The organism is Eubacterium segne (assembly GCF_014287775.1).
GTDB classification, from domain to species: Bacteria; Bacillota; Clostridia; order Lachnospirales; family Lachnospiraceae; genus Eubacterium_G; species Eubacterium_G segne.
The window spans coordinates 118,410-142,396 of the sequence record NZ_JACOOZ010000006.1; the positions used below are offsets into that span (position 1 = coordinate 118,410).

Below are 23,987 nucleotides of genomic sequence, written 5' to 3' on the forward strand. Positions count from 1 at the left end.
GGAGGATGAATGTTTAATAAATTAAATAAAAAATATACAGCATTAGTTGTAATTGGCATTTTAACGTTATTTTTTTTAGTGGTTTTTTCCGGATGTGAAAATAACAAAAACAGTGTTTCATTAGAAAGTGAAAATGAAACAAAAACCAGGCAGGAGATTGCGACAGAGGCTAAAGATTTGTATGTGTATGTTACGGGAGCAGTGAAAAAGCCGGGGGTTTATGCAGTAAAACAAGGCAGTAGGGTATTTGAAGTGATAGAAAAAGCCGGAGGAATGATTAAAGCAGCAAAGAAGGACTATATTAATCAGGCAGAAACAGTGGCAGATAGCCAGAATATAAATATAATCACTAAGAAACAATACAAAAAGTTAATATCTAATGAAAAAAATCAAAATAATGATAACAAAACCGGTTCAGGAAAGATTAATATTAACAGTGCAGACGTAGCAGAACTTACCGGACTTAGCGGCATAGGTGAAGCTAAGGCAAAGGCGATTATACAGTACCGTAATGAAAATGGTAATTTTACCAATATTGAGGACATAAAGAAGGTTTCGGGAATTGGGGATGCGCTGTTTAAAAAAATAAGTAATGAAATTACGGCTAATTAAGAAAGGATAATAAATGAAGGCTTTAGTGGTTGATGACGAAAAGTTAATTGTAAAAGGGCTGAAATTCAGTTTAGAGCAGGAAGGATACGAAGTGGACTGTGCATATGACGGACAGGAAGCGGTAGATAAGTGTAAGGAGAAGGAGTATGACATTGTACTTCTTGACTTAATGCTTCCAATATTATCAGGATATGAGGTTTGCCAGCAGGTAAGGGAGTTTTCTGATATGCCAATTATAATGCTTACGGCTAAAGGGGATGACATGGACAAAATTTTAGGTCTTGAATATGGTGCTGATGATTATATTACAAAGCCTTTTAATATATTAGAGGTTAAAGCGAGAATTAAGGCTATTATAAGAAGAAACAAAAAGAGAAGCGTCAGTGTACCACAGGAGCCGAAGGTTATTATTTCAGGTAAGATGAAGTTAGATATTGAAGCAAAGCGCTTGTACATAGAAGACATTGAAATAAAACTTACTGTTAAGGAATTTGATATATTAAAGCTTTTGGCTGAAAATCCGGGAAAAATATACTCAAGAGAGCAGTTACTTACCATTATCTGGGGGTCAAAGTATCCCGGTGATGCAAGAACTGTTGATGTAAATGTAAGAAGGTTAAGAGAAAAGATTGAGGAAAATCCGGCAAAACCAGAGTATGTTCATACTAAATGGGGCATGGGATATTATTTTCAGGGTTAGTTAAATGAAGAAAAAGTCAGTTAGCAGGTTTGTAAGAAGTATTCAAAGTTTAAAATTCAGAGTGTTTATGATTGTAGCTGTATCCGTAATGATTCCGGCAATACTGCTTAGTGTGTTCATTGCGGTTATGGCTATTAACGGATATACCGACAAGCAGATAGACAGATTTAAGTCTAATAATACAATGCTTAAAAACAGCATTATAAGTGAAGGGTATATTGAAAATTTAAAGTCTGAAATTGTAGATACCCAGATTGAACAATTGTCTAAAGAGTATAATTGCAGAATTGAGATTATTAACAGACAATATACCATTTTAAAGGATACAGACAGTAGCGAAATCGGAAAAACAAGTATTTCGGACAGTGTTTTGAAGTGTATAGATGGCGAGAATATATATGTTAAGAATCTAAAAGAGCAATATGTGGAGTTTGCCATACCTCTTGTTAGTACCGCACCGGATTCAGGGGGCAAAACCAAATCAAAGATAATTGGGGCGTTGTATATTAATTATTCAATTGCAGATGTGGATACATATGGTGACAAAATAAAAAGATACACTGTTATGGTAGATTGCATTTTGACAGTTTTAGCCCTTGTATTGGCATGGATGTGCTCAGGATTATTTAGCAGACCGTTAAAGAGGGTTCAGGATAATATTGAAAATATTTCTAAGGGAAAGGAAATTAATAAGCGTAAGAGAGATTATTCTGAAGTGGTTGAGGTTACTGAGAGATTCCAAAAGACTGTAGACAGAATGAATACCCAGAACAAAACAAGACAGGAATTTGTATCTAATGTATCCCACGAATTAAAGACTCCAATTACTTCCATGAAGGTTTTAGCTGAATCTCTCATAGGTCAGCAGGGAATGCCGGAAGAATTATATCAGGAATTTCTCCAGGATATATGTAAGGAAATTGACAGGGAAAATGACATTATTACAGACTTGCTGGAATTGGTAAAATTAGAAAAGCAGGATATTGAAATTAATATTTCATCAGTAAATATAAATGAAATATTAGAGGCTGTGTTAAAGAGATTAAAGCCTATTGCAGAGGCAAAAAACATTGAACTTGTGTTTGAAAGTTTCAGACCGGTTATTGCTGATGTAGATCAGATAAAATTTGCCAGTGTGGCAACAAACCTTGTGGAGAATGCAATTAAGTACAATAATACTGACGGAACTGTGACGGCATCCCTTAACTCGGATCATCAGTATTTTTATTTAAAGGTTACAGATACCGGAATTGGTATATCAGAGGAAGACCAAAAGAGGGTATTTGACAGATTTTATAGAGTGGACAAGGCAAGGTCGAGAGAAACCGGAGGAACAGGACTGGGACTTGCAATTACAAAGGATATAGTGCTTAAGCACCATGGCTCCATAAAGATTCACAGCAAAGAAGGGGAAGGTACTACCTTTACTGTTAGAATTCCTCTTAAGTATATTCCATAAATGGCAGGTAAATATATGAAAAATCATAAGTTAAATAAAAAAGCAATAATGATGTTATTAGTAGTATGCATTGCTGCCGTTGCGGTTTTGGCAGGTTGTGGAGAAAGCAGAAAAAGTGCAACTACAGGTACAAGGATTTATTATGTTGATTTGGATAAAAAGAAACTTGTTAATGAAAGGGTTACATTAACTCAAAAGGATACTGCTAAGCTGACGGAGGAATGTCTTGAAAAATTAACCCAAAATGGTAAGCAGGATGGGGAAGCTGCGGCAGTACCTGAAAAGGTTAAAATTAACGGATACGATATTACTGACAGAATTGCCACAATTAATTTTTCAGAAGAATATTCCATGTTGGCTGCTGACAGGGAGGTATTGTGCCGCTCAGCAATGGTACTTACATTAACACAGATAAAAGGTATAGATTATGTGGCATTTACCGTAAATGATGCACCTTTAAGACAAAAGGACGGAAGTCTTGTGGGCACAATGAAGGCCTCAGATTTCGTGGCAGATTTAGGGGGTGGAACCAATACTCATGCCACAGCGGATTTTGTTTTGTATTTTGCCAATAAAAAGGGTAATATGCTTAAGGAATACAAGCTTATGAATGCTAAGTATGGGGAAAAGTCAAAGGAACAGTTTATTGTGGAACAGTTAATCAGAGGACCAAAGAAGAAAGGGTATGTAGCTACACTTTCTAATAAGATAAAGACGGTTAATGTTATGACTGCAAACAATATCTGTTATGTAGATTTTGACGAAAGCTTTTTAAACGAGCAAAGCACAGTGTCAGATACATTAGTTATATATTCTATAGTAAATTCTTTATCTGGACTAAATGAAATTCACAAAGTCCAGATAAGTATCAACGGTGATGCAATGTTAGAATATCACAATAATATATCTCTATCAGAGCCTTTTATCAGGAACCTTGATTTAATTGAAAGCGAGGAAGATACTACTAAATTAAAGTTAGATAATTAATAGGAGACAGTTATGAAAAGACCGATTTTTGTGTTGTTATTGGTCTTTGTACTTGGAGAGGTAATAGCTGTTTTAAAATTAAACATAGCCGTTTTTATACCGGTTATTTTAATAATGGTTATTATAAAAATCATTACAAAAAAGCATGTAGGTGTTTTTGTGGTGATTTTTTTGTTTATTTCTTTAGGTTTTTTAAATACTAACAATAAAATGTTACAGCGGGATGTGGCATGGAAGTTAGGCAATATAGAGGGGGAAGGTCAGGGAAGTGTTGATAAAATATTAAAAACACAGTACGGCTATAATGTATATTTGAAAAATGCCTTAATTAATAATAGGGAGTGTGGAAATATTATTGCTTATTTTCAATCAGAACCTGATTTAAAAATAGGAAATAAGATATATTTAAAGGGGAAATTTCAGCAGTTTGAAGTTGCCCGTAACAAAGGAAATTTTGACAGCAAAAAGTATTATTTATCCATTGGAATTACAACCAAAATAGCAGTAAAAGAGTATTATGTGTCAGATGATAATTACGATTTCTTAAGAGATAAGCTTTGTACGTTAAGGGAATATGTTGTAGGGATGTTTTCAAAATTATGTGATACTAATGGGAAAGATAAGTGGTTGTATGGTAATAAGGCAGGAATTTTTTCTGCAATTCTTATGGGAGATAAGACAGAACTGGATCAGGAAATAAAGGATTTGTATTCTTTATCGGGAATAGCCCATATTTTGGCAATTAGTGGTTTGCACATAAGCTTAATTGGTATGTTTTTATATAGCCTGCTTCGAAAAAGATTTTCCTTTGCAACGTCTTCTGCCCTGACCATAGCAGTTGTTACATTATTTGCCATAACATCAGGCATGGGAATTGCCACCATAAGAGCATTCGTGATGTTTGTTTTAAAACTAATAGGAGAAATTTTAGGAAGAAAGTATGATTACATTACAGCCATATCCTTATCGGCACTTATTCTGTTAGCAGATAATCCCTTTATAATTATTAATTCAGGCTTTCAAATGTCTTTTTGTGCCATGATTACCATAACCATAATCTGGCCTAAAGTGGTTTATTTAATAAACATCAAATCCAAAATAGCCAACAGTATTGTTCTTAGTTTGTGCATAGGAATATTTATGAATCCTGTAATTGCATATAATTATTTCCAGTTGCCGACATATTCGTTTATGTTAAACATTATCGTGGTTCCACTGTTGGGAATAGTGGTAATATCGGCGATAGCAGGAAGCGGTATGGGATTTCTTAGTATTTTAATGGGAAAAACTGCCTTGACACCGGGGTGTCTTATATTAGAAGTTTATACTTTTCTATGTGAAAATGTTCTTAAAATACCGGGAGCGGTGATTGTGGTGGGAAAACCGACAATAAAGATCATAGTGTTATATTACATGGTGATTGTATTTTTCCTGTTTTGTTTTACACTGGTAAGAAAGAATTACGAAAAAGACTGCAATATAAAAGAGATGATTGATGAAAATGGTAAGAAAGTCATAAGCAGTCAGATAATTTTGAAAAAGCAGAGAAAATTCGATTTTAAAATACGTCTGGCTGTTATGGGAATAAGTATTTTATCAGGATTTTTTATTTATTATACACCATCAAAAGGACTTGATATTCAGTTTATGGATGTGGGACAGGGAGACGGAATTTTTATAAAGGCAGATGATGGTACCACCATAATAATAGATGGAGGAAGCAGTGATGTAAAAAATGTGGCTAAATACAGAATGATTCCCTGCATAAAGGCATCAGGTACAGGGGTTATTGATTATGCCGTTATAACTCATGCCGATAAGGATCATATAAGTGGAATAGAAGAAATTCTAAATATGAATACTGAAAACGGTCTGACAATCAGAAATCTGGTAATGCCCCATGTTTCCTATGAGGATGAAGCATATGATGAATTACTTACAGCAGCAAAAACAAAAGGAATACAGGTGTTATACATAAAAGAGGGAGACACTATGAAATTGGGCAAAGTGGAAATTAAATGTATTCATCCTGATGGGAAATATATATCTGATAACAGAAATGATTATTCAACAGTTTTAAGCTTGAAATATGAAAACTTTTCGGCGTTGTTTACCGGGGATATCCCGGCAGAAATAGAAAAAAGCATTATAAATAAAATAGATAATAACTATACAATTCTTAAGGTGGCACATCACGGCTCAAAATATTCTTCGGATATGGAATTTTTAAAAAAAGTGATGCCGGCGTATTCTGTTATATCTGTAGGGGAAGATAACAGTTACGGACATCCGGGGACTGAAACCATAAATAAGCTTAAAAGTTTAAATTCAAAGATTTTACGGACGGATTTATCCGGTGAGATAGAGATTTTTTCTAAGGAAAATAATATGGAAATTGACGTTATGAAGAATTAAAGGTAAGATATTACATAGTTTAATAAAAAATGGCAGAGGTAAGAAGTGAAAACATTAGCACAGGATATTAAAAGTGGAAATTTCAAAAATGCATATTTAATTTGCGGAGAAGAGGAATACCTTAAGCTTAACTACAAAAATCAGCTTATTAAGGCAATAGCAGGGGAAGATACAATGAATTTAGCCCTGTATGAGGGAAAAAACATTGACATAAATGAAGTTATTGATAATGCTGAAACATTTCCTTTTTTTGCAAAGTACAGACTTATTGTATTAGAGCAGTCAGGTTTGTTTAAAACCGGTGGAGAACAGTTGGCTGAGTATATGGATAAAATTCCTGAAACTACCATTTTTCTCTTTGTGGAGCAGGACGTGGACAAGCGCAGCAAAATGTATAAGGCAGTAAAGAAAAACGGATATATATGCGAAATAAACCGCCAGAGCGAAAAGGATATTGAAGTGTGGGCTGCCAAAATTTTTGACTACAATGGAAAGAAGATAACAAAGGCTGACATGGCGTATTTTATTGCTAATGTGGGAACAGATATGGATATTTTGTCACAGGAAATTGAAAAACTTATAAGTTATGCCTATGACAAAAATGTTATTAATAAAAATGATATTGATGCAGTGTGCATTAAGCAGTTAAATGTGAGAATTTTTGATATGATAGATGCCATATCCGTAAAAAATCAGCAAAAAACATTAGACTGTTATTATGAACTTATAGCAGAAAAAGAGCCACCTATGAGAATACTGTTTATGATAAGCAGACAGTTTAATCTTATTCTTCAGGCAAAGGATTTATCTGCCAGAGGTATGAGTAAAGAACAAATAGCAGGAGCTATGGGTGTTCAGGGATTTATAGCATCTAAGAGCATTTCCCAAAGCAGAAACTTTACGGTTTCGGAGCTTAAGGCAGGGCTGGCAGAAAGTATAAGTACGGAAGAATTAATAAAATCAGGACGCTTGGATGAAAATATAGGGGTGGAAATGCTTTTAGTTAAGTACAGCAGAAAAAGCAGATAGTAAATAAAAGAAAAAAATAAGAGACCGTTGTTTCAACACAAGTGAAAAAACAACAGCCTCTTATTTTTGTTGCAATTAATTATGCAATAGTGTTAACTAATTTTGTTAATCTTGAAACTTTTCTGGCAACATTGTTCTTGTGGAAAATCCCCTTTGAACCAGCCATTTCAATAAGCTTTGTAGCTGCGATTAATGCTTCGTTAGCTGCAGCCTTGTCGTTTGCTTCAACAGCAGCTTCAACTTTCTTAACAGCAGTCTTAACAGCTGACTTAACTGATTTGTTTCTTTCGTACTTTGTCTGATTAACTAAAATCCTTTTCTTTGCTGACTTAATATTAGCCATTTTTAATACCTCCGCTTATTAACGTTTCAGATTTCCGTTGAGAGAGATTGGAAATCCTGTTATCTATCTGCGCCACTGGAAATGCGGACGTCGACGCAGACATCAAAGATTATTTTAGTAAAAGAAAAATAATATGTCAATAGTATTATTGAAAAATAATTAATAAAACATTAAAAGATGCTTAAACTAATTATAGGTATTAAATTAGTAGGAGAAGAAAATGTCTTTTTTGGAAAATAACAATATATATACAGATTTAGCCCTGGAAGAGAGGGAAAGATTTAAGGAAAATGTTGAAATTGAAGGTGTAAAAATAAATAAAAAATATGATGAAAACATGCATATGACTACTACGGTAGTGGATATATTTAACGAAAAGGGTGCTGGTGAGATGGGTAAGCCTGAGGGATGTTACGTTACAATGGAAACTAAACTGTTAAAGGATAATGATGATGATTTCAGAAAGAAAATTGCTGAAGAATTAACTGACAACCTCGTAACAATTATGGAAAAACAGAGACCTGAAAGTGTATTGATTGTGGGGCTGGGAAACCTTTATGCCACTCCTGATGCATTAGGGCCTAAAACCGTGGAAAAAATAGAAATCGGAAAGGGAGTATATTGTGTTTCTCCGGGGGTACTTTCCCAAACAGGAATGGAAACATTTTCCATAATTAAGGGGATTATAAATGAAGTAAATCCTGATTTAGTTATTGCTATTGACTCATTAGCTGCCCGTAATGTAAGGAGAATAACTACAACCATACAGATTACTGATACGGGAATTACTCCGGGGTCAGGTATAGGTAACCATAGGAAAGGAATAAATCAGGAGTCATTAAACCGAAAGGTTATTGCCATTGGCGTTCCCATGGTAGTAAGCGGTGCTACCATTGTTAATGACACTATGGAAAATTTAATTAAAATTCTATCTTCAGTTAAAAATAATTCCGTGGTAAAACTTTTTGAAGATTATACAGAGCAGGAGAAATACCAGCTGTTTGAAGAACTTTTGTCAGAGGAAACAGAGCAGATGTTTGTAACACCAAAGGATGTGGATGAAATTGTGGAAAATCTAAGCACAACCATTGCTCATGGACTTAATAAATATTGCAGGGAATTATTTAATTAAGTTCTAAGGGTAAAACTTGTGGCATATACTATATCAGTGGGACAAAGTGGGGTGAGTATGTGCAAAAAGGATTATATTTAAACAAAAACAGAATAAATATTTCAGAAAAACTGTTTTCGATTTCAGTGAAAATCATAATCGTATTATTGTGCATATATATAACCATCAGGTGTATTAATATGATTTCAGGAAACAAGGCAGGAGAAGTTACAGGGGAAGCCATAAATAATGCATCATCTGTAATTGCAAGGGAAATAGTTGAAAATTCGGGGATTATGAATGAATATATGCTTTATGTGGAGAATCACGGAAATATTTCTGAAATGGCAAAGAAGGAACTGTTAAACAAAATTGTTTCTGAATATATGATGCATAGTGAATATACTTATGATACAGCTGATCCGGGGTATGACCAGGTAATTAATCTTATATATGAAAATGCAAACTATGCAGAAAAAAAGGAACAGCCTACAGAAAAAGAGACAAAACCTAAAAAGAAAAAGGCAGTTGCGGCATCAGCAAATGTGATTGTTCCTACGCCAAAAATTACAGGAAGACTATATAATGCTCAAAACATAGGTAGCTTTAAAGATGTTATGGACAGATTTTATATTGTGACAGAGGCAACAAGCCTTTATTCTGGGGACATACCCATAAAATCTGCTTTAAACGAGAATTTTAAAATAAAAGGGAATAATACAAAACCTCAAATATTGATTTATCATACTCATTCCCAGGAAGAATTTGCTGACAGTAGCGACGATGTATCAACCACCATAATAGGAGTAGGAGACAGATTAGCCAAAATACTTAAAAGCCAGTTTGGGTATAATGTAATTCATGACACTACTAAATATGACATAGTAAATGGAAAGTTAGACAGAAGTGAAGCATATGATCAGGCAAGAGTAGGGGTTAAAAAGATTTTGGAAAAAAATCCTTCCATCAGCCTTGTGCTTGACATACATCGTGACGGCATAAATGAAAACACCAGATTAGTTACAGAGGTTAATGGAAAAAAGACTGCACAGATAATGTTTTTTAATGGTATGTCCAGATTTAAAAATTCAGGAAATATTGATTATTTGTATAATCCTTATTTATATGAAAATCTTGCGCTGGTTTTACAGATGAAGGTGAATGCAGAGGCTTATTATCCGGGATTTACAAGAAGAAATTACGTGAATGCTTATAAATATAATCTTGATTTGTGCAGGCAGTGCATGTTAATAGAGGTGGGAGCCCAGACTAATACATATGAGGAAGCGCAAAATGCGGCAGAGCCCTTAGCAATGCTTATAAATCTTACAATGGGTAAAAATAAACAAGGTGCTTCTAAGTAAGGAAAATCCCAAAACTTCAGCACCTTGTTTTATATAATTATTTTCTTCCTGTTGAACCAAATCCGTCAGCACCTCTTACAGTATCTGAAAGTTCATTTACTTCATTGAAATTAACTTTCAAAAATGGAGTAACTACTATCTGGGCAATTCTGTCACCGGGCTCCACTGTGCGGGATTCCTGAGAGTGATTGTATAAGGCAACGGTGATTTCTCCACGGTAATCCGCATCGACTACACCAACTTTATTAGCGGGAGCTAATCCCATTTTGCAGGAAAGACCGCTTCTTGCATAAACAAGACCGGCATAGCCTTCAGGTATTTCCATGGCAAGACCTGTTCCAATAAAACTTGTTTCACCGGGATTGATGGTAATAGGTTCATCAAGGCAGGCGTAAAGGTCGGCACCTGCTGCGTAGTCTGAACCATAAGTAGGAACAATGGCTTTTTCATTTAGTTTTTTTATGTTTAACTGCATTTTTAATCTCCTTAAAATTTTTATATTTCTTTCTCCCACAAACATATTCTGCCGGAAGAAAGGGTTTCCGGCAACTTAATAAGACGCTGGTTTTCAGAACCTCTGAAAACAAGATTAAGGTTCTTTAGGGATTCTATAAAGGGACCATCTACTAAAACGTCAATATATGACATAAGTTCTTTTGTGTATGGCCATTTATCATACATATATCCCATAATGTCCCGTTCAAATTCATAACCGGTATAGCACCATATGTTTTTATCAGGGTAAGTTTCTTTAATTTTTTTTGCCAGAAGAAGAAGGTCATGTTGATTCTCCTTTGCAAATGGCTCTCCACCTAAAAAAGTAATACCTGCATAGGCGGGGAAACTTAGTTCCTTAATAATGTAATTAATGGTTTCGTTAGTAAAAGGCTTTCCATAACTGAAATCCCATGCCTGCTGGTTAAAACATCCGGGACATCTGTGAGGACAGCCACTTACAAACAGGGATAACCGGATTCCGGGACCATTTGCCACATCATAAGTTTTTATTTCTGCATAATTCATGTTAATGAACTCCTAATAGTTTTATAAATTAAATATTGGCTTTAACAGCTTCGCTTACAACATTTGCCACATCAGGGTTAAATGCTTCAGGAAGTATATTATTTTCATTTAATTCATTATCAGGAACTAATGAAGCAATGGCTAAAGCAGCTGCAAGCTTCATTTCCTCTGTAATCTGTTTTGCTCTGCCTTCAAGGGCACCTTTAAATATTCCCGGAAAGGCTACAACGTTGTTTACCTGATTTGGAAAATCAGAACGTCCTGTTCCCACAACTTTAGCACCGGCAGCCTTAGCTACATCAGGCATGATTTCAGGTACAGGATTTGCCATGGCAAACATAATGGCATCTTTATTCATGGTTTTAACCATTTCACCGGTAACAATGTTTGGAGCGGAAACTCCTACGAAAACATCTGCACCAACTAATGCATCTTTTAACGTGCCGTTTTCTCCGGAAAGGTTTGTAACTTCAGCCATTTCTTTCTGAGCCCAGTTAAGGTCTTTAATATCCTTTGATAAAATACCGTAAAGACCGCATATTGTTAAATTCTTAAAACCATATTTAAGCAAAAGCTTTGAAATTGCAATACCGGCAGAACCGTCGCCGTTTACTACAACCTTACAATCTTCTTTTTTCTTTCCAACAACCTTAAGGGCATTAATTATACCAGCCAAAACTACAATGGCAGTACCATGCTGGTCGTCATGAAATACAGGAATATCAAGGATTTCCTTTAATTTAGTTTCTATTTCAAAACATCTTGGAGCAGATATATCTTCTAAGTTAATTCCACCAAATCCCGGGGCAATTCTTACTACAGTATCTATAATTTCCTGAGAATCCTGGGTATCTAAGCAGATAGGAACCGCATTTACCCCACCAAATTCCTTAAATAAAACAGCCTTTCCTTCCATAACAGGCATTGCAGCTTTTGCTCCGATATTTCCAAGTCCCAAAACGGCACTTCCGTCGGATACCACGGCTACAGTGTTGGCTTTCCATGTGTATTTATAAACGTCATCAGGATTTTTTGCTATTTCCATACATGGCTTTGCAACTCCCGGTGTATAAGCTAATGATAAATCTTCTCTTGTTTTTACATGGCATTTGGCTTCAGTAGTAATTTTGCCGTTCCATTTTTCGTGTAATTCCAGTGCTTTTTCGTCTGTTGTCATTTTATACCTCCAAAAATTAAAAATGTCATTAAGTACGGTAAATTCATACATTAATAAAGCATATCATATTTTAAAAATTTACTCTATTATTTTTTAAAAAAATGTGTTAAAATGAGTTGTCTGAAAAAAGATGTCTTTGGGGTATCCCCAATATTAAATCCATTATATAGAGATTAATAAATTAAAACTAAAAACACTTATTAGGGTAATAACCCTTGAAAGGAGTCTAATGAGAGAAAAGTTAAGTTCATTGCCTGTAGTTCAGTTGAGAGAAATTGCAAAGGCTAATGGTATTAAGTCTGTTACAATAATGAGAAAACAACAGCTTATAGACAGAATTATTGAGGTTAATGAAAAAAAGGAACAGGAGACATTAGAAAAGGAAGCAGCTAAAAAGGCTGAAACACTGGTAAAGAGTACATCTGACGAAGAAAAGAAACCGGTAGGAAGAGAACATTCATCACGAAGAAGTAAAAGTGGTGAAGTTAAAAAAAGCAGAGAACACAGATCTTCAAAAGAACATCGTAAGGTAAAAAGTAAAAACATAGAAGAAAATAATAGAGAAACAAAGATTACAAAAGAGGTTAAGGAACAGAAAAATGAATTACCTCAGGAAGATAATGATACTAAGACAGGTATTCTAGAGGTATTATCTGAGGGATATGGATTTATAAGATGCGACAATTATCTTCCGGGAGAGGCTGATGCTTATGTGGCACCATCCCAGATTAAAAAATTCAGACTTAAAACAGGAGATATGATTACAGGAAAAGTCCGTGATAAGAAAGAAAATGAAAAGTTTGGAGCGTTGTATTACTTAGAGAAGATTAATGGAGAACCTCTTGAAAATTCCATTAACAGACCAAGCTTTGAAACACTGACGCCTGTTTTTCCGAATGAGAGAATACATCTTGAAACAGACGGACATAGCATTGCAATGAGAATTGTTGATATTGTAAGTCCTATAGGTAAAGGCCAGCGTGGTATGATTGTTTCGCCACCTAAGGCAGGAAAAACAACATTATTAAAGGAAACAGCTAAGGCAATACAGCAGAACAATCCTGAAATGCATATGATTATTCTTCTTATTGATGAAAGACCGGAAGAAGTAACAGATATTAAGGAAGCAATACAGGGTGAAAATGTTGAAGTAATTTATTCTACATTTGATGAATTGCCGGATCATCATAAGAGAGTTTCTGAAATGGTTATAGAGAGAGCAAAAAGACTTGTTGAACACGGAAGAGATGTAATTATTCTCCTTGACAGTATTACAAGACTTGCAAGAGCATATAACATGACTGTTCCACCAAGTGGAAGAACTCTTTCCGGTGGTCTTGATCCTGCAGCTCTTCACATGCCAAAGAGATTTTTTGGTGCTGCAAGAAATATGCGTGAAGGCGGAAGTCTTACAATACTTGCCACAGCGTTGGTTGATACGGGAAGTAAGATGGATGATGTTGTATACGAGGAATTTAAGGGAACAGGTAATATGGAACTTGTTTTAGACCGTAAATTATCTGAAAAGAGAATTTTCCCTGCTATAGATATTACGAAGTCCGGAACAAGAAGAGAGGACTTACTTTTAGATTCCGATGAACTTGGAGCATCATATATAATTAGAAAAGAAACCAACGGTATGCGAAAGGAAGATGCTGTTGAACAGATACTTAACCTGTTTGCAAGGACAAGTGACAACAAAGAATTCGTTCAAAAAATAGGAAGATTAAAGATAACATACACTAACAATAATGGTGGTGGATATAATAACAACCATAATAACAGAGATAACTACAATAATCGTTAAAAAAGGGTTGCTATTATGTTATCACTATGATATAATGTCTAAGCTATTGAGTAAAAACGGATTGGCGTTGCCAATTAGCATAAAAATAAAAAAGAGGTGAATGTAATGAGAAAAGGAATCCATCCAGATTACCAGGAAGCAACCGTTACATGTAACTGTGGTAACACATTCGTAACAGGTTCAACTAAAAAAGAACTCCATGTTGAAATTTGCTCAGCATGTCATCCTTTCTACACAGGACAGCAGAAAGCTGTTTCAGCCCGTGGTAGAATTGATAAGTTCAACAAAAAATATGGTATCAAATAATTTTAAGGATAACAGGTTGAGAAGTGATTCTCAACCTATTTTCTTATGTATATATACAGGTGACTAATATGAGTGAGAATAATAAACTTGGTTCATCAGGAATTGGCGGTCAGGCAGTTTTAGAAGGCATAATGATGAGAAATAAAGATGATTATGCCGTTGCCGTAAGAAAGTCAGATGGAACCATTGAAGTAGAAGTAGAAAAGTATAAGGGAATAACAAAGGGTAATAAAATACTGTCCCTTCCGTTTATAAGGGGAGTCTTTAATTTTATTGATTCAATGATTTTAGGAATAAAAACATTAACATTATCTGCAAGCTTTTTTGATGATGAAGGAGAAGAAGAACCGGATAAATTTGAGGAATGGCTTCTTAGAAAATTTGGAGATAAGGCAGAAAAAATAATAATGAGATTTACAGTGGCTTTATCTGTTGTAATAGCAGTGGTAATGTTTATGCTGCTACCTTTATTTATTGCTGATTTAATGGAAAAATATGTGCCGGGCATTACTCAGAGTCATGTGCCGGTTATAGAAGGTATTGCCAAAATGATAATTTTTATTGGCTATCTTTTACTTATTTCATTAATGAAGGACATACAAAGAACTTTTATGTATCATGGTGCAGAGCACAAATGTATTAACTGTATAGAAAACGGCAAGGTGCTTAATGTTGAAAATGTAAGAAGCAGCTCAAGATTTCATAAGCGTTGTGGAACAAGCTTTTTGTTAATTGTGTTAGTTATAAGTATTATTATGTTTTTACTTATCAGAACAGATACAGTATGGCTTAAATATTTAATAAGAATATTACTTATTCCGGTAATTGCAGGCATTTCCTACGAATTTATCAGAAAGGCAGGTTCTTCTAATAACCCTATAATCAGTGCTTTAAGTAAGCCGGGATTGTGGATGCAGAGAATTACAACAAAAGAACCTGATGATGATATGATAGAAGTTGCAATAGAAGCTGTTGAGGCAGTTTTTGACTGGGAAACTTATTTAAGAGATAATGGAATTGCACTTCCGGAAGATAAAAAAGAAGAAACGTTGCCTGAAAGTTACGAAGAAGTTAAGGCAGGCTCAGGGTATAATTGGAAATTTTAGACTATGGAAAAGATTTTAATTAAAGATTTAATAGCTAAAGCTTCTGAAAAGTTAAAAAAGGCAGAAGTGACAGACTATGTTATAGACAGCAGACTTCTGGCAGAATATGTTTTTCATATAGATTATTACAAACTTTTGGTACATCCTGACATGGAAACAGATGTGAAAAATGCACAGATATACAATCAGCTGATAGAAAAAAGAGCTGCGCATATACCTCTTCAACATCTTACAGGAAATCAGGAGTTTATGGGAATTAATTTTAAAGTCAACGAAAATGTTCTCATACCAAGGCAGGACACTGAAATATTAGTGGAAGAGGTTATTAAATATATTAATAGTCAGGAACGTAAAGTAAAGGTTCTTGATATGTGTACCGGTTCAGGATGTATAGCCATATCAATAGATAAATTATGTGATAATGCACAGGTTGTTGGAGCAGATATTTCAAAGAAGGCCTTGGAGATTGCTGAAATTAACAATAAAGAAAATAGTGCCGGGGTTGATTTTATAGAATCTGATTTATTTGAAAATATAAAGGAATGTTTTGATGTAATAGTGTCAAACCCTCCATATATAGAATCAGAAAAAATAGAAAAGCTGATGCCTGAGGTTAGAGACTTTGAACCCCGCATTGCGCTGGACGGAACAAAAGACGGACTTGAATTTTATAGGAACATATGTAACAATTTAAGTCGGTATTTAAAAGAACAGGGAGCAGTTTTCTTTGAAATAGGATATAATCAGGGAAGGTCTGTTTCTAAAATATTAAATGAACAGGGATTTGAAAAAGTAAAAATTATAAAAGATTATTCGCAAAATGACAGAGTTGTTTTTGCACTTAGATAATTTGGTTATGAGAAAGTAGGTAAAAAAATGTTTGAAAAGTTAGATGGAATATTAGAAAGATATGACGAGATTATGGAGCAGTTAAATGATCCTAATGTTGTAAGTGACCAGAGTAATTTCAGAAAACTTATGAAGGAACAAAGTGATTTAGCTCCTATTGTGGAATTATACAGAAAATATAAGGAAGCACAGGAGACCATTCAGGATAGTCTTGCTATTTTAGATGAAGAAAGCGACGAGGAAATGAGAGAATTGGCAAAGGAAGAAATGAACGAAGCCAAAGCTTCAATTCCTGAAATGGAAGAACAGTTAAAGATTCTTCTTTTACCAAAGGATGAGAACGATGACAAAAACGTTGTAGTTGAAATAAGAGGTGGTGCCGGCGGAGACGAGGCAGCCCTGTTTGCAGCTGAACTTTACAGAATGTACTGTATGTATGCGGAAACCCAGAAATGGAAGACAGAATTAATATCAGTTAATGAAAACGGACTTGGCGGATTTAAGGAAGTTGTGTTTATGGTAAATGGTCAGGGTGCATATTCAAGACTTAAATACGAAAGTGGTGTACATCGTGTACAGCGTATTCCTGTAACAGAGTCCGGTGGACGTATCCATACTTCAACAGCTACAGTTGCAGTAATGCCGGAAGCAGAAGAAGTAGACGTGGAAATAGATATGAATGACTGCCGTTTTGATGTGTTTAGAGCATCAGGTAACGGTGGACAGTGTGTAAATACAACGGATTCAGCTGTAAGACTTACTCATATTCCTACAGGTATTGTTATTTCATGTCAGGATGAAAAGTCACAGCTTAAAAATAAGGATAAGGCATTAAAGGTATTAAGAGCAAGACTTTATGAATTAGAGTGCCAGAAAAAGCAGGATGCAGAATCAGAAGCAAGAAGAAGTCAGATAGGTACAGGAGACCGTTCTGAAAAAATCAGAACATATAACTTCCCACAGGGACGAGTAACCGATCACAGAATAAAATATACATCTCATAGATTAGAAAACATTATGAATGGTGATATTGATGAGATAATTAATCAGTGTATTGCTGCCGACCAGGCTGCAAAATTAGCAAAGGTGAATGATTAATTGTGGCACAGATACTATGCTCTACAGGAGCTTTAATAGGACGACCAAACAACAGAGACTATCGCATTCTAAGGGATGTTTGTCATAAGCTTAACTGCGATGGATTTGAATTTATGATGTATTCTACATGGTATGGCTTAGAGGGAGATATTTTGAAATTCCTTTTGGAATTAAATATAAATATTCCTGTTATTCATTGCGAAAAACATATAGGAGAGTACATAAGCAAAGGCTCTAAGGAAGATTTGGCAGAGGCCGTAAGGCGGTTTGAAATCAACTGCAAAATGGCAAAGGCATTGTCAGTTCATAAAATGGTTGTTCATTTATGGGATGGAGTCACGTCAGATTCTAATTTTTCAAATAATCTTGAAGCTTATGGTATTCTTAGAAAAATTGCCGAAGCTTATGAGATAGATTTATTAATTGAAAATGTCGTGTGCAATCATGAAAATCCAATGAAACACTGGATGGAACTGTTAAATCGGTATCCAGATATTCACTTTATATATGATACTAAAATGGCGGCTTTTCATTGTCAGGAAAATCTCTTATATGATGATAAATATGACATATTGTGGAAAGAAAAACATATAAGACACTATCATGTTAATGATTATGGTGGTGGATATATGGAGTGGAGCAGATTAAAAACACTTCCACCGGGAAAAGGGCACTTTGACTTTGATAAATTTTTTGATTATATAAGGAAAAACGGGTATAAAGATACCTTTACTGTAGAAGCTACGGCTTTTGGCAACGATGGGAAAATAGATATAAATATGTTAAATAAATGTTTTGAAAAAATCCGACGGTATATTGGTTAGAAAATATACTGTGGGATTTCATTTTATTATATTAGGTAGTTGTATGATTGTGGATTTTTTGGTACAATTAAACATAATTGTGGCATTAAGGAGGAATACAATTATGACAGGCATTACAGATATTCACAGCCACATCCTGTTTCAGGTTGATGATGGTTCACCATCCCTTAAAACATCAATAGATATTTTGAAGAAAGAGTATAGTCAGGGTGTAAGAAATGTAATATGTACACCACATTACCATGCCGGAGAATGTATGCCGGAGGGACAGTTAATAGAAGATAATTTTCAGGTATTAAAAAAAGAGGCGAAAGAAATAATTCCTGAAATGAATCTTTTTTTAGGCAATGAAATTATGGCATGTAATGATATGGCACAGATGCTTTCAAGTGGTGAATTATTCACATTGGCTCAGACAAATTATGTTTTGGTAGAATTTTATCCTACAGTAATTTTTTCGCAAATGGAAAAATATATAAGTTCATTGCTAAACGGAGGATATATTCCGGTAATAGCTCATTGTGAGAGATATAAGTGTCTTAGGAATGCATTTAAGGGGGTAAATAATAAAAATATTAGTCACTTAATTGAAATGGGGGCATATTTGCAGGTAAATGTTACAAGTGTTTTTGGAAGTGAACATAAATTTGTATCAAAACTTATTGATAATGATTATCTGCATCTTATTGCAAGCGACGCTCATAGTTTGGGAAGACGAGGCGTTTATTGGGAAGAATGTGTGAATTATTTAGAGAAAAAGTACAATGAAGATTATCTTAACTGGATTTTAGTTGAAAATCCATCAAAGATATTGAAGGGTGAGTACATATAATTTTGAAAGGAACTGGTAGATAAATGGACAACAGAATGGAAAACAGATTTGGCAATAAAGTAGACGGTCAGCCGGGATATAATACGTTTTATCCAAATGGAATAGAAAGTGATGAAATGAAAAATGAAATTGAGATTGACGTTAGAAGTTTGTTTGCAACAATTTTAAACAGGCTTTTTGTTATTATCTTAATAGGAATTTTAGTAGGTGGGGTGGCGTTTGTATACACTAAATTTTTTATTAGCCCACAGTATGTTGCCACAACCAAGGTTTATATATTAAGTAAGCAGGATCCAAATCAGAAGACGCTTACAACATCGGATATCGCTTTTGCATCTTATCTTGCAAAGGATTATGAGACCCTTCTTACAACCCGACCGGTTTTACAGGAGGTAAAAAAAGAACTTAATTTAGATATGTCAACGGATGAATTGGAAAAAATGATTACGGTAAATGTAGAAACAGATACACGAATTATGGAAATTTCAGTTACCAATACAGACCCTAAGTTAGCAAAAAAGATTGCTGATAAGGTAAGAGAGGTGGCAAATGAAAGATTAAAGGTAATTATGGATGACCTTGAACCGGTAAGATCTGTAGATGAGGCGGAACTCCCTACAACACCGGCATCACCTAATGTTAAGAGAAATACCATGATGGGATTTATTGCAGGTTTTGGAATTTCCCTTCTTGTAGTTATCATTTTATTTATATTAGATGATACCATTAAGACACCGGATGATATTGAAAAACGTTTAGGAGTAAGCGTTTTAGCAGCTATTCCTTTAAAGAGTGAGGAAAGCAGCAGAAGGTCATCTTACGGATATGGATATGGCAGCAGTGCACCGAAGGACAAAAAGAAAAAGAAAAAAGAGAAAAAGTCAGATAAGGTAGCAGCTAAAAACAAAGACTTAGTTCAGGATAAGAGCCAGGGAAAGGAGTAAGGGAATGTTAAATATTAATCTTGATAAAATAACGGATTTAGACTTTAAAACTAAGGAAGCATATAAAACCTTAAGAACTAATGTACAGTTCTGTGGAAATGATGTTAAAATAATTTCTCTTACCAGCTGTGTTCCTAATGAAGGAAAGTCAATGGTGTCTTTCAACCTTGCCATTTCCATGGCAGAAACAGGAAAGAAAGTTTTGTTTATAGATGCTGATTTAAGAAAATCAGTGTTAATCGGAAGGTACAAAATAAACAAGGCAATTAAAGGACTTACTCAGTATCTTTCAGGTGTAGAGCAGTTAGATGATGTAAGATACAGTACTAACGTAAAAAACATGGATTTGATTTTGTCAGGTCCTGTTCCACCAAATCCTGCGGAGCTTTTAAATAATGAAAAGTTTACGGAATTGCTGGAAACAGCAAGAAAGGAATATGATTACGTTATTATTGATACACCACCAATTGGTCAGGTTATAGACCCTGCCATTGTTGCACAGCAGACAGATGGAGTTATTTTCCTTATTTCACAGGCAAATATCAGTTACAAATATGCCCAGAAACAAATTGAGCAAATGAGAAAATCCGGATGTAGAATTTTAGGAGCAGTTTTAAATAAGGTTGATCCTGAAGAAAAGGGTGGTTATTATGGTGGATACTATGGTAAATACTCAAAGAAAGGTTATGGCTATGGCTACGGTTACGGCTATGGAAATAACGGAGAATATAAATAACGGAGAATATAAATAATTATAGAATTACACCTATGGCAATTTCATAGGTGTAATTTATTAAAGGAAGATATATGGAGTTTATTAAGGACAGATATGAGATTGCAGGGTTGAAGGTTTTGATGGTAACATACTATGAAAGAACCAGGCAACAGGCGCTTCCGTATATAGCAAAACATATGTGGAAGGAAGAGGAAGCGGATGCAGTAATTGATTTGGATAATGAATTTTATGAAAAAATGCAGGAAGAGAATATGCAGGGATGTAGTTTAGAAAGCATTGAATATATATATACAGGTACTATATTTAACAGGCTTCTAATAAATCACCATGGTTGTATGCTGCATTCTTCAGCAGTAGTTGTAGATGGATATGCATATTTGTTTTCAGCAGACAGTGGTACGGGAAAATCAACTCACACAGGTCTGTGGCTTGAGCATTTTAAGGAAAAGGCATTTATCATAAATGATGATAAACCTGTTTTAAGGTTAGAAAATGGACAGTGGTTTGTTTACGGAACTCCGTGGAGTGGAAAAACAGACTTAAATATTAATGTAAAGGCAAAACTTGGAGCCATTGTTTTTTTGGAAAGGGCAAAAGAGAACCATATAACTCCGATAGAGGTTAAGGAGGCTATCCCATTGTTTTTTAATCAGACGGTAAGAAGACTTAAAAGGGAAGAAAAAATGGATTTAGTCTTACAATATATGGAAGAAATTTTAACATCAACCCCAATATACAAAATGGGATGTAACATAAGTGATGATGCTGTGATTACGGCATACGAAAAAATTAGGAGAGTGTAATGAAGATTAGAGAAGGTTTTTTACTTAGAAATGTTGCAGGGAATAATGTGGTTGTTCCAATCGGTCAGGCAACACTGGATTTTAACGGAATGATGAGTTTAAATGAAACAGGAGCATTTATTTTTTCTAAGATGTTAGATGGAACTACTAAGGAACAGCTAATAGAGGATTTAATTAGTGAGTATGAGGTGGAACGGGAAATAGCCCAAAAGGATGTGGATGACTTTATTAAGAAGGTAGAAGGAGAGGGTTTACTTGAATAAGGTTGTGTCAATAGAAGATATAGTTCCCCTTATAAAAGAACAGCTAAATTATAATGGAACAGTAAGATTTACCCCTAAAGGAAACAGTATGCTTCCTACCTTAAGAAACAATAAGGATAGTGTCACCCTGAAAAGTCCCTTGTTCCCATTAAAAAAATATGACATTGCATTTTATGTAAGGGATAACGGGCAGTATGTATTACATAGAATTGTTGATATACCAAAAGACGGAACCTACACAATGCGTGGTGATAATCAGTTTGTCAACGAAAAAGGTATCACTCAGGAACAGATAATTGGAATTGTGGAACACTTTTCAAGAAAAGGTAAGGAATATAGTGGAACTGAAATGTCATATAAGCTTTATTGTATTGTGTGGTGTAAAACAGTTAAAATAAGAAAGTGGCTTAGAAAATTAAGACATATTGCAGGAAAAATAAAAAGAAAACTTCTAGGAATAGTTAGATGAAAGATACAAAGAGTTTAAAATGGATAATTAAAAATGGGAAAAAAGAAATTCCTAAAATATTAATTTTAAGTGTTTCTAATATTGTATTGGCATTAGTATCTACGGCATTGGCATTGGTAAGTAAGTACGCCATAGATGCAGCCCAAAAGGCAGCAGTGTCTAAGGTACAATCTGATTTTGTTTATTACAGAAATCAGATTATTTTTTATGGAATAGTTATATTAGCAATTATTGCATTCAGACTTTTCTTGCGGATATACGCACAAAGTTTATCCATAAAAGTTCAGGCAGGAATGGAAATGCAAATGCGTTCTAAGCTGTTTGGAGAAATACTTGAAAAAAAATATAACAGCATTAATAAGTATCACAGTGGAGAATTAATGAACCGCATTACCAGTGATATAAGGATAATAACTGACGGAATAACCAATATAGTGCCAAACGTATTATATTTTATTACTCAGTTTGCAGGAGCTTTTATTGTACTGGTACTGTTTGACTGGAAATTTACCTCATTATTTATTATTGCAGGAGTGGTGATTTCCTTTATAACATTAATATTCAGGTCAAAGCTTAAGAGTCTTCACAAGGAAGTTCAGGAAACAGATGGCAGGGTAAGGTCATTTTTTCAGGAAGCAATTGAGAGTATGCTGGTGGTAAAAACCTTTGGAGTTGAAGATGAGTTTTGCCGCAAAGGTGACAAACTGCAAAGAATAAATTATGATGCAAAGATGAAAAGAAGAAAAATCAGTATCTTTGCCAATGCAGGATTTGGATTTGCCTTTAATATGGGTTATTTGTTTGCTCTTATCTGGTGCACCCTTAAAGTGTGTACCAATGCTATGACATATGGAACCCTTACTGCGGTATTACAGCTTATTTCCCAGATACAGACGCCTTTTGTAAGCATAACCAAGGTTATTCCACAATACTATGCAATTTTAGCATCGGCAGAAAGAATTATGGAAATTGAAGATATTGATGTTGAAAGAAAAAATCAGGTTAAGGTTGATGCAGATAAATTTTATTCCAAGTTTAAACTGGCTGAGTTTAAAAATATTAAATTTAATTATGGTAGGGAAAGTGTATTAGAGGATGGAAACGCAGAATTTTTAAAGGGCGAGTTTGTGGCTATAAGGGGGATTTCGGGAATAGGTAAAAGTACATTAATGAAGATGCTTTTAGGAGTTTTTAAACCTGAAAGGGGAAGTATAAGGTTATATGAAGAAAATGGAAAGTATTTAGAAGCAAGCCCGGATACCAGATGCCTGTTTTCTTATGTACCTCAGGGAAATTACCTTTTTAGCGGGACATTAAGAGATAATATTCTGTTAATAAATCCTAACGCTACAGATATAGAAATAAAGGAAGCTTTGGAGATTAGTGATATTTATGATTTTGTATGCAACCTTCCAAAGGGGCTTGACACTGTTATAGGAGAAAAAGGACTTGGCATTTCAGAAGGTCAGGCCCAGAGACTGGCAATAGCAAGGGCACTTCTTAGTAAGGCACCAATTCTTCTGTTAGATGAGGCTACCTCGGCACTGGATTCTAAAACAGAAAAACATGTACTTGAAAGGATTAAAGGTCTTAATAAAAAGACGTGTATAATAATTACCCATAAGGCGGCAGCTCTTGAAGTGTGTGATAAGGAATTTGTAATTGACAATAAAAGACTGTTTTGTATTTACAAAAACAATGGTTAATACAAAACAGCCATAAATTTAATA

General features: G+C 34.6%; 25 protein-coding genes. 21 read left to right on the plus strand and 4 right to left on the minus strand.

The genetic code is table 11. From position 1 onward, the window contains the following. Window positions 1-9: 9 nt before the first annotated feature. From H8S00_RS09435 to holA, 6 genes are read left to right on the plus strand one after another with little or no spacing between them, the layout of a single operon-like run. Window positions 10-612, plus strand: a complete 603-nt coding sequence (locus H8S00_RS09435; protein ID WP_186840464.1) for a ComEA family DNA-binding protein — start codon at window positions 10-12, stop codon at window positions 610-612. A 13-nt stretch (window positions 613-625) separates the two neighbouring features. Continuing rightward, window positions 626-1,312, plus strand: a complete 687-nt coding sequence (locus tag H8S00_RS09440) for a response regulator transcription factor (RefSeq protein WP_021953808.1) — start codon at window positions 626-628, stop codon at window positions 1,310-1,312. Between the two features lie 4 nt (window positions 1,313-1,316). After that, window positions 1,317-2,771 (plus strand): sensor histidine kinase, encoded by a 1,455-nt coding sequence (locus tag H8S00_RS09445; RefSeq protein ID WP_021953809.1) that lies wholly within the window; start codon window positions 1,317-1,319, stop codon window positions 2,769-2,771. Between the two features lie 15 nt (window positions 2,772-2,786). Then, a complete protein-coding gene (locus H8S00_RS09450) occupies window positions 2,787-3,758 on the plus strand; it encodes a GerMN domain-containing protein (protein ID WP_021953810.1) in 972 nt (323 codons plus the stop codon). Between the two features lie 12 nt (window positions 3,759-3,770). After that, the gene (locus H8S00_RS09455; protein WP_186840465.1) at window positions 3,771-6,173 is read left to right on the plus strand and encodes a DNA internalization-related competence protein ComEC/Rec2; all 2,403 of its coding nucleotides are present in this window, start codon (window positions 3,771-3,773) and stop codon (window positions 6,171-6,173) included. 45 nt (window positions 6,174-6,218) lie between these two features. Beyond that, window positions 6,219-7,202: a DNA polymerase III subunit delta gene (gene holA, locus H8S00_RS09460; protein ID WP_186840466.1), complete on the plus strand. Its 984-nt coding sequence runs from the start codon at window positions 6,219-6,221 to the stop codon at window positions 7,200-7,202. A 79-nt stretch (window positions 7,203-7,281) separates the two neighbouring features. On the opposite strand, the gene rpsT is transcribed toward holA, so the two are convergent. Further along, on the minus strand, window positions 7,282-7,545 hold the full coding sequence (rpsT, locus tag H8S00_RS09465; protein ID WP_021953813.1) for a 30S ribosomal protein S20: 264 nt from the start codon (window positions 7,543-7,545) through the stop codon (window positions 7,282-7,284). A gap of 220 nt (window positions 7,546-7,765) precedes the next feature. On the opposite strand from rpsT, the gene gpr reads away from it, so the two are divergent. Then, window positions 7,766-8,677 (plus strand): GPR endopeptidase, encoded by a 912-nt coding sequence (gene gpr / locus H8S00_RS09470; protein WP_186840467.1) that lies wholly within the window; start codon window positions 7,766-7,768, stop codon window positions 8,675-8,677. A 179-nt stretch (window positions 8,678-8,856) separates the two neighbouring features. Further along, complete coding sequence (gene spoIIP, locus H8S00_RS09475) at window positions 8,857-10,020, plus strand: stage II sporulation protein P (RefSeq protein WP_186840468.1); 1,164 nt, start codon at window positions 8,857-8,859, stop codon at window positions 10,018-10,020. Window positions 10,021-10,057: 37 nt separating this feature from the next. On the opposite strand, the gene dut is transcribed toward spoIIP, so the two are convergent. From dut to H8S00_RS09490, 3 genes are read right to left on the minus strand one after another with little or no spacing between them, the layout of a single operon-like run. Further along, window positions 10,058-10,495: a dUTP diphosphatase gene (gene dut, locus H8S00_RS09480; RefSeq protein WP_021953816.1), complete on the minus strand. Its 438-nt coding sequence runs from the start codon at window positions 10,493-10,495 to the stop codon at window positions 10,058-10,060. A 20-nt stretch (window positions 10,496-10,515) separates the two neighbouring features. Further along, entirely contained in the window at window positions 10,516-11,043 is a 528-nt protein-coding gene (gene nrdG, locus H8S00_RS09485) for an anaerobic ribonucleoside-triphosphate reductase activating protein (RefSeq protein ID WP_186840469.1), read from the minus strand. 28 nt (window positions 11,044-11,071) lie between these two features. Next, on the minus strand, window positions 11,072-12,220 hold the full coding sequence (locus H8S00_RS09490) for an NAD(P)-dependent malic enzyme (protein WP_021953818.1): 1,149 nt from the start codon (window positions 12,218-12,220) through the stop codon (window positions 11,072-11,074). 229 nt (window positions 12,221-12,449) lie between these two features. On the opposite strand from H8S00_RS09490, the gene rho reads away from it, so the two are divergent. From rho to H8S00_RS09555, 13 genes are all read left to right on the plus strand, one after another. Continuing rightward, window positions 12,450-14,027 carry a transcription termination factor Rho gene (gene rho, locus H8S00_RS09495; RefSeq protein ID WP_186840470.1) on the plus strand — a complete coding sequence of 526 codons (1,578 nt, stop codon included), beginning with the start codon at window positions 12,450-12,452 and terminating at the stop codon, window positions 14,025-14,027. A gap of 105 nt (window positions 14,028-14,132) precedes the next feature. Further along, complete coding sequence (rpmE, locus tag H8S00_RS09500; RefSeq protein ID WP_021953820.1) at window positions 14,133-14,333, plus strand: 50S ribosomal protein L31; 201 nt, start codon at window positions 14,133-14,135, stop codon at window positions 14,331-14,333. A gap of 68 nt (window positions 14,334-14,401) precedes the next feature. Continuing rightward, window positions 14,402-15,439 (plus strand): DUF1385 domain-containing protein, encoded by a 1,038-nt coding sequence (locus H8S00_RS09505; protein ID WP_021953821.1) that lies wholly within the window; start codon window positions 14,402-14,404, stop codon window positions 15,437-15,439. 3 nt (window positions 15,440-15,442) lie between these two features. Continuing rightward, window positions 15,443-16,288: a peptide chain release factor N(5)-glutamine methyltransferase gene (prmC, locus tag H8S00_RS09510; RefSeq protein WP_186840471.1), complete on the plus strand. Its 846-nt coding sequence runs from the start codon at window positions 15,443-15,445 to the stop codon at window positions 16,286-16,288. Between the two features lie 27 nt (window positions 16,289-16,315). Next, the gene (gene prfA, locus H8S00_RS09515; RefSeq protein ID WP_021953823.1) at window positions 16,316-17,386 is read left to right on the plus strand and encodes a peptide chain release factor 1; all 1,071 of its coding nucleotides are present in this window, start codon (window positions 16,316-16,318) and stop codon (window positions 17,384-17,386) included. 2 nt (window positions 17,387-17,388) lie between these two features. After that, complete coding sequence (locus H8S00_RS09520; protein ID WP_186840472.1) at window positions 17,389-18,210, plus strand: sugar phosphate isomerase/epimerase family protein; 822 nt, start codon at window positions 17,389-17,391, stop codon at window positions 18,208-18,210. 103 nt (window positions 18,211-18,313) lie between these two features. After that, window positions 18,314-19,042, plus strand: a complete 729-nt coding sequence (locus H8S00_RS09525; protein WP_021953825.1) for a CpsB/CapC family capsule biosynthesis tyrosine phosphatase — start codon at window positions 18,314-18,316, stop codon at window positions 19,040-19,042. A 23-nt stretch (window positions 19,043-19,065) separates the two neighbouring features. Next, window positions 19,066-19,986 carry a YveK family protein gene (locus H8S00_RS09530; protein ID WP_186840473.1) on the plus strand — a complete coding sequence of 307 codons (921 nt, stop codon included), beginning with the start codon at window positions 19,066-19,068 and terminating at the stop codon, window positions 19,984-19,986. Between the two features lie 4 nt (window positions 19,987-19,990). Then, window positions 19,991-20,722, plus strand: coding sequence for a CpsD/CapB family tyrosine-protein kinase (locus tag H8S00_RS09535; RefSeq protein ID WP_021953827.1), 732 nt, complete (start codon window positions 19,991-19,993; stop codon window positions 20,720-20,722). Between the two features lie 71 nt (window positions 20,723-20,793). Beyond that, window positions 20,794-21,525, plus strand: coding sequence for a hypothetical protein (locus H8S00_RS09540; RefSeq protein ID WP_243169572.1), 732 nt, complete (start codon window positions 20,794-20,796; stop codon window positions 21,523-21,525). After that, window positions 21,525-21,788: a PqqD family protein gene (locus H8S00_RS09545; RefSeq protein ID WP_021953829.1), complete on the plus strand. Its 264-nt coding sequence runs from the start codon at window positions 21,525-21,527 to the stop codon at window positions 21,786-21,788. The genes H8S00_RS09540 and H8S00_RS09545 overlap by 1 nt, the downstream gene beginning before the upstream one ends. Next, window positions 21,781-22,257: a S24/S26 family peptidase gene (locus tag H8S00_RS09550; RefSeq protein ID WP_021953830.1), complete on the plus strand. Its 477-nt coding sequence runs from the start codon at window positions 21,781-21,783 to the stop codon at window positions 22,255-22,257. Before H8S00_RS09545 ends, H8S00_RS09550 begins: the two co-directional genes overlap by 8 nt. Next, window positions 22,254-23,963 (plus strand): ABC transporter ATP-binding protein, encoded by a 1,710-nt coding sequence (locus tag H8S00_RS09555; protein ID WP_186840474.1) that lies wholly within the window; start codon window positions 22,254-22,256, stop codon window positions 23,961-23,963. Before H8S00_RS09550 ends, H8S00_RS09555 begins: the two co-directional genes overlap by 4 nt. Window positions 23,964-23,987 lie beyond the last annotated feature (24 nt).

Bases quoted from the DNA above. Each gene is read 5' to 3' on its own strand.
- spoIIP (WP_186840468.1), top strand. From the start codon at position 8,857: ATGATTTCAGGAAACAAGGCAGGAGAAGTTACAGGGGAAGCCATAAAT.
- gpr (WP_186840467.1), top strand. From the start codon at position 7,766: ATGTCTTTTTTGGAAAATAACAATATATATACAGATTTAGCCCTGGAA.
- dut (WP_021953816.1), bottom strand. From the start codon at position 10,495: ATGCAGTTAAACATAAAAAAACTAAATGAAAAAGCCATTGTTCCTACT.
- prmC (WP_186840471.1), top strand. From the start codon at position 15,443: ATGGAAAAGATTTTAATTAAAGATTTAATAGCTAAAGCTTCTGAAAAG.
- H8S00_RS09545 (WP_021953829.1), top strand. From the start codon at position 21,525: ATGAAGATTAGAGAAGGTTTTTTACTTAGAAATGTTGCAGGGAATAAT.
- H8S00_RS09455 (WP_186840465.1), top strand. From the start codon at position 3,771: ATGAAAAGACCGATTTTTGTGTTGTTATTGGTCTTTGTACTTGGAGAG.
- H8S00_RS09555 (WP_186840474.1), top strand. From the start codon at position 22,254: ATGAAAGATACAAAGAGTTTAAAATGGATAATTAAAAATGGGAAAAAA.
- H8S00_RS09450 (WP_021953810.1), top strand. From the start codon at position 2,787: ATGAAAAATCATAAGTTAAATAAAAAAGCAATAATGATGTTATTAGTA.
- H8S00_RS09540 (WP_243169572.1), top strand. From the start codon at position 20,794: ATGGAGTTTATTAAGGACAGATATGAGATTGCAGGGTTGAAGGTTTTG.
- H8S00_RS09530 (WP_186840473.1), top strand. From the start codon at position 19,066: ATGGACAACAGAATGGAAAACAGATTTGGCAATAAAGTAGACGGTCAG.
- H8S00_RS09490 (WP_021953818.1), bottom strand. From the start codon at position 12,220: ATGACAACAGACGAAAAAGCACTGGAATTACACGAAAAATGGAACGGC.
- H8S00_RS09445 (WP_021953809.1), top strand. From the start codon at position 1,317: ATGAAGAAAAAGTCAGTTAGCAGGTTTGTAAGAAGTATTCAAAGTTTA.
- rpmE (WP_021953820.1), top strand. From the start codon at position 14,133: ATGAGAAAAGGAATCCATCCAGATTACCAGGAAGCAACCGTTACATGT.
- nrdG (WP_186840469.1), bottom strand. From the start codon at position 11,043: ATGAATTATGCAGAAATAAAAACTTATGATGTGGCAAATGGTCCCGGA.
- H8S00_RS09440 (WP_021953808.1), top strand. From the start codon at position 626: ATGAAGGCTTTAGTGGTTGATGACGAAAAGTTAATTGTAAAAGGGCTG.
- H8S00_RS09435 (WP_186840464.1), top strand. From the start codon at position 10: ATGTTTAATAAATTAAATAAAAAATATACAGCATTAGTTGTAATTGGC.
- rpsT (WP_021953813.1), bottom strand. From the start codon at position 7,545: ATGGCTAATATTAAGTCAGCAAAGAAAAGGATTTTAGTTAATCAGACA.
- H8S00_RS09525 (WP_021953825.1), top strand. From the start codon at position 18,314: ATGACAGGCATTACAGATATTCACAGCCACATCCTGTTTCAGGTTGAT.
- H8S00_RS09535 (WP_021953827.1), top strand. From the start codon at position 19,991: ATGTTAAATATTAATCTTGATAAAATAACGGATTTAGACTTTAAAACT.
- rho (WP_186840470.1), top strand. From the start codon at position 12,450: ATGAGAGAAAAGTTAAGTTCATTGCCTGTAGTTCAGTTGAGAGAAATT.
- H8S00_RS09505 (WP_021953821.1), top strand. From the start codon at position 14,402: ATGAGTGAGAATAATAAACTTGGTTCATCAGGAATTGGCGGTCAGGCA.
- prfA (WP_021953823.1), top strand. From the start codon at position 16,316: ATGTTTGAAAAGTTAGATGGAATATTAGAAAGATATGACGAGATTATG.